This window comes from Pseudoalteromonas sp. OOF1S-7 (genome assembly GCF_022347765.1).
Taxonomy (GTDB): Bacteria; Pseudomonadota; Gammaproteobacteria; order Enterobacterales; family Alteromonadaceae; genus Pseudoalteromonas.
The window spans coordinates 124346-140268 of sequence record NZ_JAKRFZ010000008.1; the positions used below are offsets into that span (position 1 = coordinate 124346).

The following is a 15923-nucleotide window of genomic DNA, read 5'->3' on the forward strand; positions in this document are numbered from 1 at the left end:
GCAACTTTCGCTTCTCAGACTTAGGTGAGATTAACTCAGTTTAGTTTAGCTCATCGATGAAGGCTTCAGCGCGGCCAATATAATTGGCAGGCGTCATTAACTTCATGTCAGCTTTTACTTGCTCTGGCAGGTTTAAGCCGTCGATAAACTCAGCCATAATCTCCTGATTAACGCGCTTACCACGAGTCAGCTCTTTGAGCTTTTCATATGGTTTTTCGATACCATATTTACGCATGACTGTCTGGATTGGCTCTGCAAGCAGCTCCCAGTTGTCATCCAGCTCAGCCAGCAGACGATCGGCATTGACTTCCAGTTTGCTGATCCCTTTAAGCGTTGCCTGGTAGGCGATCAGGGTATAACCCATACCAACACCCAGATTACGCAGTACGGTTGAATCAGTCAGGTCACGCTGCCAGCGAGATACTGGTAGCTTTTGTGCAAGGTGAGTGAAGATAGCATTCGCAATGCCCAGGTTGCCTTCTGAGTTTTCGAAGTCAATTGGGTTTACTTTATGCGGCATGGTCGAAGAGCCGATTTCACCTGCAATGGTTTTTTGCTTGAAGTGGCTCAGTGCAATGTAGCCCCACACGTCACGGTCAAAGTCGAGCAAAATGGTGTTGAAGCGTGCAACTGCATCGAACAGCTCTGCAATATAATCGTGCGGCTCAATTTGCGTGGTAAACGCATTCCAGGTCAGGCCCAGGCTGGTGACAAACTGCTCCGCATGCGTGTGCCAGTCATAGTCTGGGTAAGCGCTCAGGTGAGCATTGTAGTTACCAACAGCACCATTGATTTTGCCCAGGATCTGAACGTTGGCGATTTGCTCGCGCTGACGTTGCAGGCGAACATAGACGTTGGCGAATTCTTTACCCATAGTGGATGGAGAAGCCGGCTGACCGTGGGTGCGGGTCATCATAGCGACGGATTTGTATTCAATTGCTTTTTCTTTAATGGCAGCAAGCAACTTGTCGCAGTAGGGCAGTAGTACCTGGTCGCGTGCTTCACTGAGCATCAGGCCATGCGACAGGTTGTTGATGTCTTCTGATGTACAGGCAAAGTGAATGAACTCATTAACAGCCTGAAGCTCAGCGTTGTCGGCCACTTTCTCTTTTAACAGATACTCAACGGCTTTAACGTCATGGTTGGTGGTGCGCTCAATCTCTTTAACTCGCTGTGCATCGGCTTCGCTGAAGTTATCAACAATGCTGTCGAGCAGGGCATTTGCCTGCTCACTGAAAGCTGGAACTTCGTTGATTGCAGCAGCCCTGGCCAGGGCTTGTAGCCAACGTACTTCAACTGTCACGCGGTACTTGATCAGGCCGAATTCACTGAAAATACTTCTCAGCTCACTGGTTTTACTACCGTAGCGGCCATCCACTGGAGAGATAGCGGTTAACGCTGAAAGCTCCATAACTTCTCCTAACTAATTGGTTTTTTGAACGATATTTAAATATAACTCTGTGCAGCAGCAATGATTTTCTTCTTTGCGAAGAAGAACTGACGACGCTTACCACCAAGCTGACGCCACAGCACCGCACTGCGGATCCCGGCCAGCAGCAGGGCCCGGATCTGATGTTGTATATGGGATTGTTTAAGTAACTCGGGTTTACCAAAAATCTGTATTTTTGGTCCAACCGGGCTTACGACCTGGCTGTAGATATCAGCCAGCGCGGCAACGATTTGCTCATCGCCAATATCGAAATGTTGCAATTGTCTGTCAAGCTGTTCAATGCGTTTTCCAAGCTCTGACATGGCCTGGTTGTTGGATGACAATGCTCGCTCTAATTGCATCAGGCTGCCTACATATTTGACCATTTCGACGTCTTTTTCGCCTTGTGCACTCAGCTGATCTGCCAGCGCGCGACAGCCTTGCTTCACTGCACTGGGATCTTCATAGACATCTTGTGGATTTTTTGGCGAGGTAATGGTAATACTTTTTAGCAGGCTGTTCGTTTCGTGGCGATTAAAAGTACCATAGCGGGCACATTTCTGTACCAGCTTAGCAATCTGGCACATTGCTGCCAGCGGGATCACGACTTCATGCTGCATTACTTGATCACCGATTCAATAATACCGCCACCAAGGCAGACCTCATCCTGATAAAAGACTGCAGATTGTCCTGGTGTTACGGCTTTTTGTGGTTCATCAAACAATACGCGCGCCATACCATCCTGGCCAACGAGTAGCGTACAAGGGATGTCTTCCTGGCGGTAACGGGTTTTAACCGTACAACGTGTGGTGCCTTGCGGGCCCACTCGATCAACCCAGTGCAACTGGTTGGCGTTTAGCCCATTGCTGAACAGGCGAGGGTGGTTTTTGCCTTGTCCAACGACCAGTACATTGCGCTCAACGTCTTTGTCGACGACGTACCAGGGTTCTCCGGAGCCCTCTTTCATACCCCCGATCAGCAGGCCTTTACGCTGGCCTAAAGTATGATACATCAGACCTTCATGTTCACCGACATGGTTGCCTTCGCTGTCTTCAATGTTGCCAGGTTGAGCTGGCAGGAATTTTTGCAGGAAGTCTTTGAACTTGCGTTCACCGATAAAACAAATGCCGGTACTGTCTTTCTTATCGTGAGTGATCAGATCTTGCTCTTCTGCAATACGACGCACTTCAGGTTTTTCAATATTGCCTACCGGGAACAGGGTTTGTGCTACGTGCTCATGACTAAGCGTGTACAGGAAGTAACTTTGATCTTTGTTGTTATCCAGTCCGCGTAACATGGCAAACTTGCCATCGCGTTCTTCACGACGCACATAGTGACCCGTCGCTATATAATCGGCGCCCAGTGCCTGGGCCGCAAACTCAAGAAATGCCTTAAATTTGATCTCTTTGTTGCACATAATGTCCGGATTTGGCGTACGGCCGGCTTTGTATTCGGCAAGAAAGTACTCGAATACATTGTCCCAGTATTCTGCGGCAAAGTTGACGGTATGTAGCTCAATACCCAGCTTGTCGCACACAGCCTGAGCATCTTTTAAATCTTCAGCAGCGGCACAGTATTCGTCATTGTCGTCTTCTTCCCAGTTCTTCATGAACAGGCCTTCAACCTGATAACCTTGCTGTTTAAGCAGGTAGGCTGAAACGGAGGAATCTACGCCGCCGGACATACCGACGATGACTTTAATTTGACTGTTATCGCTCATAAACTCGCTGTGTATTTTAATTACAAAAAAGTGAGCTGCATTATAGCATGTAAATCAAGGTGCCCGGAAGTCGCGGGCTGATTAATCCCGAGTTTTTCGTGGTGAGATCAGGAGGCTTTCACCACCTTGTATTGGCCATTTTCAATTCCGTCCAGTGTGTAGGGTCCGATCCGGTAGCGAATAAGACGCAGCGTCGGGTGGCCAACATGGGCGGTCATCCGTCTTACCTGACGGTTGCGACCCTCGGAGATGGTGATTTCGAGCCAGCTGGTCGGAATGCTTTTCCGTTCACGAATTGGCGGGTTACGAGGCCACACGATTGGCGCAGAGATCAGGCTAACCTTGGCGGGTCGGGTTGGACCGTCTTTGAGTGTTATGCCATCACGCAGAGCCTGAAGTGCATTGTTATCCGGTTTGCCCTCAACCTGGACCCAGTAAGTTTTATCGGTTTTTTTACCTGGCTCAGTGAGCTTGTGCTGTAAGCGTCCGCAGTTGGTCAGTAACAGCAGGCCCTCACTATCGCGATCAAGTCGCCCAGCGGCGTAGACTTCTTTTATGTCAATAAAATCGGCGAGTGTTTGGCGGTTTTGATCGTCAGTAAACTGACATAGGACATCAAACGGTTTATTGAATAGTACTACCTTGACCTGATCTGGCGAGAGTCTTGGTTTGATAGTTCGTTTAGTGCCGGGCCGCTTATTGGCAGAGCGCTTAGCGTGATTTGGGTTTGTTGTGTGTGTTCGGGTTTTCGGGCGTGGAGCGGGCATAATTCAGAGTTTAGCTAATAGTGCAATGGCGGGAGTGTAGCAAAAATTGGCAGCAAATAAAAAAGGTGGCCGTTGAGCCACCTTTTAAACAAGTAACGAATTAGGCCATGCTGGCTAATACGTCGTTAAATGTTTTGCTCGGGCGCATGGCATCTGCTGCCAGTGCATCGTTAGGCTGGAAGTAGCCACCGATTTTCATCGCCTGGCCCTGAACGTCGTTCAGCTCACTGACGATAGCCGTTTCGTTGTCCGTTAAACCTTTAGCAACGTCGGTGAACTTAGCCTGTAGCTCCGCATCTTGTGTTTGCTCTGCCAGTGCCTGTGCCCAGTACATAGCAAGGTAGAAGTGGCTACCACGGTTGTCCAGCTCCTTCACTCTGCGTGACGGTGATTTGTTTTCGTCCAGGAATTTCCCTGTTGCCGCATCCAGCGTATCAGCCAGTACTTGTGCCTTGCTGTTACCGCTTGCCTGACTCAGGTGTTCAAGAGAGGCTGCCAGTGCCAGGAATTCACCCAGTGAATCCCAGCGCAGATGGTTTTCTTTTTCGAACTGCTGAACGTGTTTAGGTGCAGAACCGCCCGCGCCTGTTTCGAACAAGCCACCACCGTTCATCAGCGGTACGATCGACAGCATTTTTGCACTGGTACCCAGCTCAAGAATTGGGAACAGGTCAGTCAGGTAGTCACGTAATACGTTACCCGTTACAGAGATAGTGTCTTTGCCGTCTTTCATACGTGCCAGTGAGAACTTGGTTGCTTCAACCGGTGCCAGAATGTGAATTTCAAGGCCGTCAGTGTCATGCTCTGGCAGGTAGGCATTTACTTTCTTGATGAGTTCTGCATCGTGCGCACGGTTTTCGTTCAACCAGAATACCGCAGGGGTATTAGAAGCGCGTGAACGGTTAACCGCCAGCTTAACCCAGTCTCTGATAGGCGCATCTTTTACCTGACACATACGCCAGATATCGCCTTGCTCAACGTCGTGTTGCAGCAATACGTTACCTGCCTGGTCAACAACGCGGATTTGACCCGCTGCAGGTGCTTCGAATGTTTTGTCATGTGAACCGTATTCTTCGGCTTTTTGTGCCATCAGACCAACGTTAGGGATAGTGCCCATGGTACGTGGGTCAAATGCACCGTGCTCTTTGCAGAACTCGATTGTTGCCTGGTAAACGCCAGAGTAGCAACGGTCCGGGATCACAAAACTAGTGTCTTGTTGCTTGCCTTCAGCATTCCACATTTGGCCGCTAGTACGGATAGCCGCTGGCATTGATGCATCGATGATCACATCGCTTGGTACGTGCAAGTTAGTGATACCACGATCAGAATCAACCATAGCGATGCTTGGGCGTACATCATAAACCGCAGCAAGATCGGCTTCGATTTCTGTACGCTTAGCGTCGTCCAGATTAGCCAGCTTGTTATACACATCGCCGATACCATTGTTAACGTCTACACCCAGCTTTTCGAAAGTTTCGCTGTGCTTGGCAAATACTTCTTTATAGAAGACTTTTACAGCGTGGCCGAAGATGATTGGATCAGAGACCTTCATCATTGTGGCTTTCATGTGCAGTGAGAACAATACGCCTTTTTCTTTAGCGGCTTCTACTTCCGCTTCGAGGAAGCTGCGTAGTGCTTTAACGCTCATGCGTGACGCATCAATGATTTCACCAGCAAGCAAAGGTGTGCTTTGCTTAAGGACAGAAACCGTGCCGTCAGCAGCAACGTGCTCGATGCGAACGTCGGTGGCTTCAGCGATGGTTGTTGACTGCTCTGAACCAAAGAAATCACCTTCGCTCATGCTGGCAACATAAGATTGTGAGTCTTTCGACCAAGCACCCATTGAGTGTGGGTTTTTACGCGCGTACGCTTTAACAGAGGCAGGAGCACGACGGTCTGAGTTACCTTCACGCAGTACCGGGTTTACCGCACTACCTTTGATCTTGTCGTAAGTTGCTTTAATTGCAGCTTCTTTATCGTCTTTTGGTTCTTCAGGGTAGTTTGGCAGCGCATAGCCTTTTTCCTGCAGCTCTTTAATTGTGGCTTTTAACTGAGGAATAGACGCACTGATATTAGGGAGTTTGATGATATTGGCTTCTGGCGTTTTAGCCAGCTCGCCCAGCTCTGCCAGGGCGTCACCAATTCGTTGCTCTTCGCTCAGAAATTCTGGGAAGTTCGCAATGACACGGCCCGCCAGTGAAATATCACGGGTTTCAACTTCAACACCAGCCGCTTTGGTGTAAGCCTGGATAACTGGCAATAGAGAATAAGTTGCCAGAGCCGGCGCTTCATCTGTTTTAGTGTAAATAATTTTTGATGTCATCATCATTCCTAGATAGTTTAGGGCTAGATAGCCGTTCAACAAAGCAAAAGCTTGCTATTCAAGGACGTATCCGCATACACGATCTTTATTCAACCATCAGTTTGCTGACCACAAAATGGATCATCAAACTGATGGTTAAGTTCGGCATATAGCAAGTTTGTTAGGTATTGTTACTCGCAGGTACAATAAAAATATCTAACACACCTGACGCGCCTAGAGGCATCTCAGATCAGTTGGCATATTTGACATCGGCGGGGATTGTATCAACCAAATGACTAAGTCGCTAATGCAATTTAATAAAGATATAAAATTTTATGAACTAAGGTGGAAGAAATGAGACTAATTGATGAAAGGGATTAAGCGAGCAACAAACGTAACCCGCTTTGAGTGTGCCAAAATATTGCAATCCTACACAACTTCGTCCGCAAGCGGTGCGATGTTGGTAGCGTGCAGGCCTTTGGGACCTTCTTGCAGATCGAATGTTACATCCTGACCAGCTTTAAGCGTTTTGTATCCATCCATTACAATCGTGGAGTAATGGGCAAAGATATCTTCCTCGCTGCCGTCTTCTACGATGAAACCAAACCCTTTGGCATTGTTAAACCATTTGACTTTTCCGCAAGCCATACTTCTACATCCTTCTATAAGTTGACTAAATTAAGTTAATCTAACCTTTGAAATTTGCTAAGCTGCCCATATGATGAATATGTCCAGCTAGGTAAAGACTGTAGTTTATTTGGCCAGACAGTCAAGTTTTTAAAGCGATTTTTTAACAATTTATTTATTTTTCAATTCAAGTTGCTTGAGTTGATAAGACAAGACTATATTTTATTATGAGTGGGACAAACGAATCTGGTGTGGTTGACGCGGTCCGAGAGGAACAGAAACAAAAGTTGCAACCGCCGCGCAAGTACAAAGTGATTTTAAACAATGACGATTACACACCTATGGACTTTGTCATTGAAGTTTTAATGACATTTTTCAATATGGATAGCGAAAGAGCAACTGATGTGATGTTGAAAGTACATCACGAGGGAAAAGCGGTATGTGGACTGTACCCTGCCGACATTGCCCATACAAAGGCTGAGCAGGTAAATCGATATGCTCGGGATCACGAGCACCCGCTGCTCTGTAGTTGTGAGCAGGAATGACCTTATATATTCTCGTTGGGGGTTGCCAATGCTAAATAAAGACTTAGAAATTACTCTGAATACCGCGTTTCGTGAGGCAAGAAATCGTCGTCACGAATTTATGACGGTAGAACATTTACTGCTCGCATTGATTGATAACCCGTCTGCCAGTGAAGCATTAAACGCGTGTGGCGTTGACACAGAAGGGCTAAAACGGGAACTGTCGGAGTTCATTGATGAGACTACTCCGGTAATTCCAGACTTGGAAGAAGATCGTGAAACACAGCCTACATTGGGTTTTCAGCGTGTTTTACAGCGTGCGGTCTTTCATGTGCAATCATCTGGTCGCAATGAAGTGACGGGTGTAAATGTGCTGGTGGCTATTTTCTCAGAGCAGGAAAGTCAGGCTGTTTATTTGCTTAAAAAAGCAGATGTAAGCCGTCTGGATATTGTTAATTATATCAGTCATGGCATATCAAAATCAGATGACGATGCCGAGCCGGAAGACAATGAAGAAATTCATGAAGAAAGTCACGAAGCTGCGTCTGAAGAAAAAACTAAACTGGAAAACTTCACAGCCAATCTGAATGTGCTGGCAAAAGCTGGACAAATTGACCCTCTGGTCGGGCGCGACCAGGAAGTGGAACGGACCATTCAGGTCCTATGTCGCAGAAAGAAAAATAACCCACTGTTGGTTGGTGAGGCCGGTGTGGGCAAAACCGCCATTGCAGAGGGCCTGGCGTATCGTATAGTGAACGAGCTGGTACCGGATGTGATTGCCGATGCCGTAGTATATTCCCTGGATATGGGGGCTTTACTTGCCGGTACTAAATATCGAGGTGACTTTGAAAAACGTTTCAAAGCATTGTTGAAAGAGTTGCAGGCAAAACCCAATGCCATTTTATTCATTGATGAAATACACACCATTATCGGTGCGGGTGCCGCATCGGGTGGCGTTATGGACGCCTCGAACCTGATTAAGCCGTTGCTGTCGAGCGGTCAGCTTCGTTGTCTGGGTTCTACGACTTATTCCGAATTCAAGAATATTTTCGAAAAAGACCGGGCTTTGGTTCGTCGCTTCCAGAAAATTGACATTGTCGAGCCGAGCGTTGCGGATACTGCTAAAATTCTTAGCGGTCTGAAAGAGCGCTATGAAGAACATCATGGTATTCGCTATACACAGAAAGCGTTAAAGGCTGCTGCGGAGTTGAGTGCAAAGTACATTAATGAACGGCATTTGCCCGACAAAGCCATTGATGTGATAGACGAGGCAGGGGCTAACCAGCGCTTGTTACCGGCATCACGACGCAAGAAGACCATTGGTGTGGCAGATATTGAGCAAATCGTGTCTAAGATTGCGCGTATTCCGCAGCAGAATGTATCTTCAAGTGATAAAGAGGTGCTCAAAAACCTGGATCGCAACTTGAAGATGCTGGTCTTTGGCCAGGACGAATCAATCGATGCGCTGACCTCTGCCATTCGCTTGTCACGTTCAGGCCTTGGCAGTGAAGATAAACCGATTGGTTCATTCTTGTTTGCTGGACCCACCGGCGTAGGTAAGACTGAGGTGACCAAGCAGCTGGCTAAGTGTATGGGCATCGAGTTCGTGCGTTTTGATATGTCTGAGTACTCAGAGCGCCATGCGGTAAGTCGACTGATAGGTGCACCCCCAGGCTATGTTGGTTTTGAACAAGGTGGGTTGCTGACGGATGCGGTGATCAAACACCCGCATTCAGTGGTACTGCTGGATGAGATTGAAAAAGCACATCCTGATATTTATAACATTCTGTTGCAGGTGATGGACCATGGTACATTGACCGACAATAACGGGCGTAAAGCTGATTTCCGTAATGTGATTGTGGTGATGACAACCAATGCGGGTGTACAGGAGACGGTACGTCAGTCAATTGGTTTCCAGGAACAGGACCATTCACACGATGCACTGGTTGAGATCAATAAGGTGTTTACTCCTGAGTTCAGAAACCGCCTCGACAACATTATTTGGTTCAACCACCTTGAAAAAGACGTTATTTTGCAAGTGGTTGATAAGTTCATTGTTGAGTTGCAAGCACAATTGGATAAGAAGTCAGTCTGTCTTGACTTGACCAATGAAGCCAGAGACTGGTTAGCAGACATTGGTTACGACAAGTCAATGGGGGCTCGCCCTATGGCCAGAGTAATACAGGATAACCTTAAAAAGCCACTTGCAAATGAGATTCTGTTTGGTGAGTTGGTAGATGGGGGAACAGTTACGATTTCGGTTAAAGACAAAAAGCTGGCATTTAAGTTTGAGTCTAACGTGGTTGAACCCGCTTAATAATTAGTCTGAATCGACAAAAAGCCCGGCGATAGTCGGGCTTTTTGTTTTAATCGTCTCTTATGTACAGCTACCTGAGCGGTAAGCGTATCTGAGCTGGGCGAATTAACGCGCGCGGAAGACGATACGTCCTTTGCTCAGATCATAAGGTGTCATTTCAACTGTCACCTTGTCACCGGTCAAAATACGGATATAGTTTTTACGCATTTTGCCAGAGATATGTGCCACAACTACGTGACCATTTTCCAATTCAACACGGAACATAGTATTTGGTAAAGTGTCAAGGACCGTGCCTTGCATTTCAATAACGTCTTCTTTCGCCATGGGGAGCGTATCACCTCTTTGATAAGTTTAACGGTGCAGATTTTGCCGAAAAGCGCGCGATAAGTAAAGGCAGGAGCGCTATTTTTGTAATCTAAATGTTGACCCAGACGTCGTTTTTGAACTGTTGAGCAGGTAAATATTGTTGCTTGTAGCGCATTTTGGCGCAGGCATCAATCTGGTAACCAAGATAAAGGTAGGCTTTAGATTGCTGTCGTGCAAAGTCCAGCTGGGCCATGATCATTATGGTACCTAAGCTTAAATCTGCATAGTCGGGATCAAAAAAAGTATAAATGGCTGACAGTGCGGTAGGCATAGTGTCTGTAACTGCAACAGCGATTAATTGTTCTTTGTGCCAGAGTTCTATAAAGGTGATGGGCAGCCAGCGACAGAATAAGAAGCTCTCGTACTGCAACCTGTTGGGTGGGTACATGGAGCCATCGCTATGTCGCATCGTGATGTATTTTTCATATAGCTGATAATAATCAGGTTGCTCCTGAGTGCTGTATTTAAAGTGAAACCCTGAGTTTATCTTATTCCATTTGCGTTTTTGTGAGCGTGAGGGCATATAGGCATCGGCCAGTACCCGCACCGACTGACAGGCATGGCAAGCTGGGCAGTGGGGACGGTATATCTGATCTCCACTACGACGAAAGCCAAATGAGAGTAAAGTCTCAAAACGAGCTGGTGTGTAGCAGTTGCTATCCAGGATCACTAATAGTTGTTCTTTCTTGTCAGCCAGGTAGCTGCAGTCAAACTGCTGGCTCAGGCCAATTTTTGAAGGGAAATGCTCAGTCATAAATCGCCCTCAATGGTTGCGGATGCCACATCGTTTCAGGCACTTGATAATGGCTTGCTGATTTAAGTTTAGCTAAAAATTCTTTTCTTGAAATGACTTTTGCACCTAAAGACAGCAAATAAGGGTTCTCCAGCTGACAGTCTATAAAGTGAGCATTGTGTCGTTTTAGCCAGTTAACCAGTGCCCACATTGCCAGCTTAGAGGCATCTGGCACATGATAAAACATTGACTCACCGCAAAAAACGCCATTTAACATGACACCGTACAAGCCGCCAATCAAGGCCTCCTGATGCCATACTTCGACGCTGTGGACGAACCCTTCTTGATGTCCTCTCAGGTAGGCTCCAAGCATGGCGCTGTTGATCCAGGTGCCTTCTTTATCCAGCCGCTGCTCCCGGCAAGCTGTAATGACTTGTTCAAAAGCCGTGTTAATGGTGATTTTGGGGGCAAGCTTGCGCGCTGTTTTTTTCAGTGTGCGGCTGATATGAAACTCATCCAGCTCTAAAATACCTCGTTCGCTTGGCGTCCACCACATAATTGGCTCTCGTTCATTGAACCATGGAAAGATACCCTGTTGATAGGCTCGACGCAGTCTTAACGTGCTCAGGCATCCGCCAATGGCCAGTAAGCCATCGGGATCTTTCAGTGCAAAGTGACAGGGGGGAAAAATAAAATCGGTGGCAGACAGATGAAACAATTGCTGAGTCATATTCGCGGTTCTAATTACAAACTAAAAAACCTCAGGGATGGAGTCAGTCTAACCTATTTTTAGCTCGGCGTGGGGACTTTATGTTTGAAGACGTGCAAGTTGTTGCACGTCTTGATGTATTCAGGTTACTTCAGATTATCTAAGTAACGCTCGGCATCCAGTGCGGCCATACAGCCAGTGCCCGCTGAGGTAATCGCCTGACGATAGATGTGGTCAGATACGTCACCAGCGGCGAATACGCCTTCTACGCTGGTTTGTGTGGCATTGCCATTCAGGCCCGATTGCACAACCAGGTAGCCGTCTTTCATTTCCAGCTGGCCTGCAAACATGTCTGTATTTGGTTTATGACCAATGGCAATAAAGACACCAGCAAGATCAAGCTGCTCGGTCGCATCTGAGTCTGTATCTTTAATACGAATGCCAGTTACGCCCATGTCGTCGCCCAGTACTTCGTCCAGGGTTTTGTTCAGGTGCAGAACCACGTTACCATTGTTTGCTTTTTCCATCAGGCGGTCAGACAGAATCTTTTCGCTGCGGAACGTATCTCGTCTGTGGATCACGTGGACTTCTTCGGCTATGTTCGACAGGTAAAGCGCTTCTTCAACCGCTGTGTTACCACCGCCAACAACGGCCACTTTTTGTCCGCGATAGAAGAATCCATCACAGGTTGCACAAGCCGAAACACCACGACCCTGGAAGTTGGTTTCAGATTCCAGGCCCAGGTACTTAGCAGAAGCGCCTGTCGCAATGATCAACGCATCACAGGTATAAGTACCCTGATCACCCGTTAGAGTGAAAGGACGCTTAGTAACATCAACTTTATTGATGTGATCAAAAATTATCTCAGTCTCGAAGCGCTCGGCGTGCTCTTTCATACGGTCCATCAATGCAGGGCCGGTCAGGCCATGGGCATCTCCTGGCCAGTTTTCCACTTCGGTTGTTGTAGTCAGCTGACCACCTTGCTGCATTCCCGTGATCAGTACAGGATTGAGGTTAGCGCGGGCGGCGTAAACAGCGGCGGTATAGCCAGCAGGGCCGGAGCCAAGGATCAACAGTTTGCAGTGTTTTGCATCACTCATGTAAATAATTCCTAAAAGTAAACTTCTATCTTTTCTAGTTAGTGCTGCCGATTCTATGAATTTCAAGCCAGAAGTAAAATAAATTACAAAAATCGATTTTGTATAAATTCGGAAGCTGTCAAATATACTGTACTTGCTGACAATTTGTGCCACAAACGTGTAAATGAACGGTATTTCATGACCTGAGAGTTTTTTTTTGCTATGTTCTAGGGAATTTTTCTCTGTCTATTTGACGTTAGTCTGTTTTTAAAGGTAGTTATGGCATTTTGGCAGGATAAACCTGGGTTTGCACTGGAAGCACAAAGTTGCGCAATTCTTACTGATGCGAAGCAATATCGCACGCAGCTTTTATCACTCATTCGTGGTGCGCAGCAACGCATCTATTTAACCGCGCTGTACTTACAGGACGATGAGGCCGGTCGTGAAATTCTCGCGGCATTACATGACGTAGCATCAGCACGTCCACACCTACAGATCCACGTACTGGTTGATTTTCATCGCGCCCAGCGTGGGTTGATCGGCGAGGCCAAATCCGAGGGTAATGCGAAACTGTATTGCGATATGCAAGCTGAGTTTGGCTCAAATGTGAAAGTGTATGGTGTGCCGGTTAAGGCAAAAGAGCTGTTTGGAGTATTGCACCTTAAAGGGTTCGTGATTGATGACACCGTGTTGTACAGTGGTGCCAGTATAAACAATGTGTACTTACAGCATGGCGATAAATACCGCCTTGACCGTTACTTTGTGATCCAAAACCAAGCGCTGGCGGCCAGCTTTTGTCACTTCCTGGATACTTATTTGTTGTCCAGCGAAGCGGTACCTCGGCTGGACTTGCGTCCGCTTAAGCCCTTTTCTAATCTAAAAGTGGCGCAAAAGCAGTTAATGAAACAGCTTAAAAAAGCACATTACGATATGAGCGCTGCAACGGCAACGGGTGGTTTAAACGTACGCGCGTTTCTTGGGTTTGGACGCAGAACCAATAAACTAAACCGTCTGATCAAGGCACTATTTGATACCACTGAGCGCGAATTGCTGTTGTACACCCCATATTTTAACTTTCCGGCCCCCTTGTTACGATCATTGCGTCGTTTACTCAAAGAGGGCAAAACGGTCACAATTGTGATCGGTGACAAAACCGCAAATGACTTTTACATTGCACCCGATCAGCCGTTTAGCCGCATTGGTGCCTTACCTTATTTGTACGAAACCATTCTGTACAAGTTTTTGAAGGCGCAAAAACGCTATATCGACTCCGGGCATCTCAATGTTTATCTGTGGCGTGATGGTAACAATTCATTTCACCTCAAGGGGATCAACCGTGACAATCAGGTACACCTGATGACCGGACATAACCTCAACCCCCGTGCCTGGGGACTGGATATTGAAAATGGTATTTTGATAGAAGATCCTGAACAGAAACTGGAGCAGGCTGTCAATGAAGAGCGTCAAGCCATTCTGGCCAATTGTACTAAGCTCACCGGGGCGAAGGACCTGGAAACCGTCGATGACTACCCACCACCGGTTAAGAAAATCCTTGGCCAGGCAAAGCGGGTAAAAGTGGATTTTATCATCAAAAAATTCATTTAAGTAAAAAGGGCTTCTGGCCCTTTTTACTTTTCTGTAGAGATCAGTTTATATTGTCATAAGCGTGGCTGTGTACGTTGGCTGCGCGCCCTGATGGATCGGCATTTTGCTCGAACGATGCGTCCCAGGCCAGCGCCTCAGGTGTGGAGCAGGCAACCGATTTACCATGAGGTACGCATTTGGCCGCCGCATCACCGGGAAAGTGAGACTCAAAGATACAGCGGTAGTAGTAGGCCTCTTTGCTGTCGGGTGTGTTGATAGGGAAGCGATACCCGGCGCTGGCGAGCTCCTGGTCGCTGACCTTTTCGTCGACATACTCTTTCAGTGAGTCAATCCAGGAATAACCCACCCCATCAGAAAATTGCTCTTTTTGACGCCACAAGACGTCGTCAGGCAGATAACCGTCAAATGCTTCCCGTATAATGTGCTTTTCAATGCGGCCCTTTTTACACATCTTGTATTCTGGGTTAGTTCGCATAGCGACATCCACAAACTCTTTATCCAGAAAGGGTACGCGGGCCTCTACGCCCCAGGCTGCCATCGACTTGTTGGCACGCAGGCAGTCAAACATATGCAGCTTAGATACTTTACGATTGAGCTCTTCATGAAACTCCTGGCTGTTGGGAGCTTTGTGGAAATACAGATAACCCCCAAATAACTCATCGGCTCCTTCCCCTGAAAGCACCATTTTTATCCCCATGGCTTTGATGTAACGCGCCATCAGATACATAGGAGTAGACGCCCGGATAGTGGTGACGTCATAGGTTTCGAGGTGGTAAATGACTTCCTTAAGGGCATCGATACCTTGTTGTACAGTAAAGTGGATAGGGTGATGCACTGTGCCAATCTGATCGGCGACTTTCTGCGCCGCAGCCAGATCGGGGGAGCCCTCCAGACCGATAGAAAAGGAGTGTAATTTGGGCCACCAGGCTTCGGTGGTGTCGTCATCTTCAATTCGCCGCGCTGCAAATTGCTGGGTGATGGCGGAAATAACCGACGAGTCCAGGCCTCCGGAGAGCAGCACACCGTATGGCACATCGCACATGAGCTGACGTTTGACGGCGGCTTCTAAAGCGGCTTTAACCGTGTCTGCAGAGGCGTCGTTGTCCTTCACCGCGTCGAATTGCTGCCAGTCACGCTGGTAATAGGGGCGCAGGGTTCCTTCTTTTGAATACAGATAATGCCCCGGTGGAAACTCTTCAATCTGATTACAGATGGGAGTGAGCGCTTTCATTTCGCTGGCAACATAGAAATTACCATGCTGATCACGGCCGGTGTAAAGCGGAATAATACCGATATGATCGCGACCGATGAGATAGGCATCCTCCTGTTCATCATACAGGCAAAAGGCAAAAATACCGTTCAGATCGTCCAGAAACTCCGGACCTTTTTGCTTGTACAAAGCCAGCAATACTTCACAGTCTGACTGTGTCTGGAAGGTGAAGGGAACGGTCAGCAGCTGAGCCAGGTCTTTGTGATTATAGATTTCCCCGTTGACTGCCAAAATATGCGTCCGCTCAGGGTTGTACAAGGGCTGCGCACCACTGGACACACCAACAATGGCGAGTCGCTCATGCACCAGAATAGCGTTATCACTGGCATATACGCCGGACCAGTCGGGTCCACGGTGGCGTAATCGCTTAGACATTTCTATTGCCTGCTCGCGCAGGATGGCCGGATCGGATTTAATCTCCAGCACACCAAAAATTGAACACATAATCACCTCATTCCTGTTAACTATTATTGTC

14 protein-coding genes are annotated in these 15923 nt (G+C 47.5%); 3 read left to right on the forward strand and 11 right to left on the reverse strand.

Features of this window, described 5'->3' with window-relative positions; genetic code table 11:
• Positions 1-40 precede the first annotated feature (40 nt).
• The 6 genes from purB to cspD form a co-directional block, all read right to left on the reverse strand.
• Positions 41-1411, reverse strand: coding sequence for an adenylosuccinate lyase (gene purB, locus MHN33_RS13245; RefSeq protein WP_239398441.1), 1371 nt, complete (start codon positions 1409-1411; stop codon positions 41-43).
• Between the two features lie 35 nt (positions 1412-1446).
• Positions 1447-2049, reverse strand: a complete 603-nt coding sequence (hflD, locus tag MHN33_RS13250) for a high frequency lysogenization protein HflD (protein WP_239398442.1) — start codon at positions 2047-2049, stop codon at positions 1447-1449.
• Positions 2049-3149 (reverse strand): tRNA 2-thiouridine(34) synthase MnmA, encoded by a 1101-nt coding sequence (mnmA, locus tag MHN33_RS13255; protein WP_239398443.1) that lies wholly within the window; start codon positions 3147-3149, stop codon positions 2049-2051. Before mnmA ends, hflD begins: the two co-directional genes overlap by 1 nt.
• A 107-nt stretch (positions 3150-3256) precedes the next feature.
• On the reverse strand, positions 3257-3916 hold the full coding sequence (locus MHN33_RS13260) for a pseudouridine synthase (protein ID WP_239398444.1): 660 nt from the start codon (positions 3914-3916) through the stop codon (positions 3257-3259).
• 100 nt (positions 3917-4016) lie between these two features.
• The gene (locus MHN33_RS13265; RefSeq protein WP_239398445.1) at positions 4017-6239 is read right to left on the reverse strand and encodes an NADP-dependent isocitrate dehydrogenase; all 2223 of its coding nucleotides are present in this window, start codon (positions 6237-6239) and stop codon (positions 4017-4019) included.
• Between the two features lie 408 nt (positions 6240-6647).
• Positions 6648-6866: a cold shock domain-containing protein CspD gene (gene cspD / locus MHN33_RS13270; RefSeq protein WP_046003210.1), complete on the reverse strand. Its 219-nt coding sequence runs from the start codon at positions 6864-6866 to the stop codon at positions 6648-6650.
• A gap of 206 nt (positions 6867-7072) precedes the next feature.
• Between cspD and clpS the strand changes: the two genes are divergently transcribed.
• Together clpS and clpA are read left to right on the forward strand one after the other, a co-directional pair.
• Positions 7073-7390 carry an ATP-dependent Clp protease adapter ClpS gene (clpS, locus tag MHN33_RS13275; RefSeq protein WP_046003209.1) on the forward strand — a complete coding sequence of 106 codons (318 nt, stop codon included), beginning with the start codon at positions 7073-7075 and terminating at the stop codon, positions 7388-7390.
• A gap of 28 nt (positions 7391-7418) precedes the next feature.
• On the forward strand, positions 7419-9686 hold the full coding sequence (gene clpA, locus MHN33_RS13280; RefSeq protein WP_239398446.1) for an ATP-dependent Clp protease ATP-binding subunit ClpA: 2268 nt from the start codon (positions 7419-7421) through the stop codon (positions 9684-9686).
• Positions 9687-9791: 105 nt separating this feature from the next.
• On the opposite strand, the gene infA is transcribed toward clpA, so the two are convergent.
• The 4 genes from infA to trxB form a co-directional block, all read right to left on the reverse strand.
• Positions 9792-10010, reverse strand: coding sequence for a translation initiation factor IF-1 (infA, locus tag MHN33_RS13285; protein WP_002962494.1), 219 nt, complete (start codon positions 10008-10010; stop codon positions 9792-9794).
• 91 nt (positions 10011-10101) lie between these two features.
• Positions 10102-10806, reverse strand: coding sequence for an arginyltransferase (locus tag MHN33_RS13290; protein ID WP_239398447.1), 705 nt, complete (start codon positions 10804-10806; stop codon positions 10102-10104).
• A complete protein-coding gene (aat, locus tag MHN33_RS13295) occupies positions 10799-11515 on the reverse strand; it encodes a leucyl/phenylalanyl-tRNA--protein transferase (RefSeq protein ID WP_239398448.1) in 717 nt (238 codons plus the stop codon). The genes MHN33_RS13290 and aat overlap by 8 nt, the downstream gene beginning before the upstream one ends.
• 125 nt (positions 11516-11640) lie before the next feature.
• A complete protein-coding gene (gene trxB / locus MHN33_RS13300; protein WP_046003205.1) occupies positions 11641-12594 on the reverse strand; it encodes a thioredoxin-disulfide reductase in 954 nt (317 codons plus the stop codon).
• Between the two features lie 258 nt (positions 12595-12852).
• Here trxB and pssA point away from each other — a divergent pair, with 258 nt between their 5' ends.
• On the forward strand, positions 12853-14178 hold the full coding sequence (gene pssA, locus MHN33_RS13305; RefSeq protein WP_239398449.1) for a CDP-diacylglycerol--serine O-phosphatidyltransferase: 1326 nt from the start codon (positions 12853-12855) through the stop codon (positions 14176-14178).
• Between the two features lie 40 nt (positions 14179-14218).
• Here the strand turns inward: pssA and asnB are convergent, their stop codons facing one another.
• Complete coding sequence (gene asnB, locus MHN33_RS13310; RefSeq protein ID WP_239398450.1) at positions 14219-15892, reverse strand: asparagine synthase B; 1674 nt, start codon at positions 15890-15892, stop codon at positions 14219-14221.
• Positions 15893-15923: the final 31 nt, after the last annotated feature.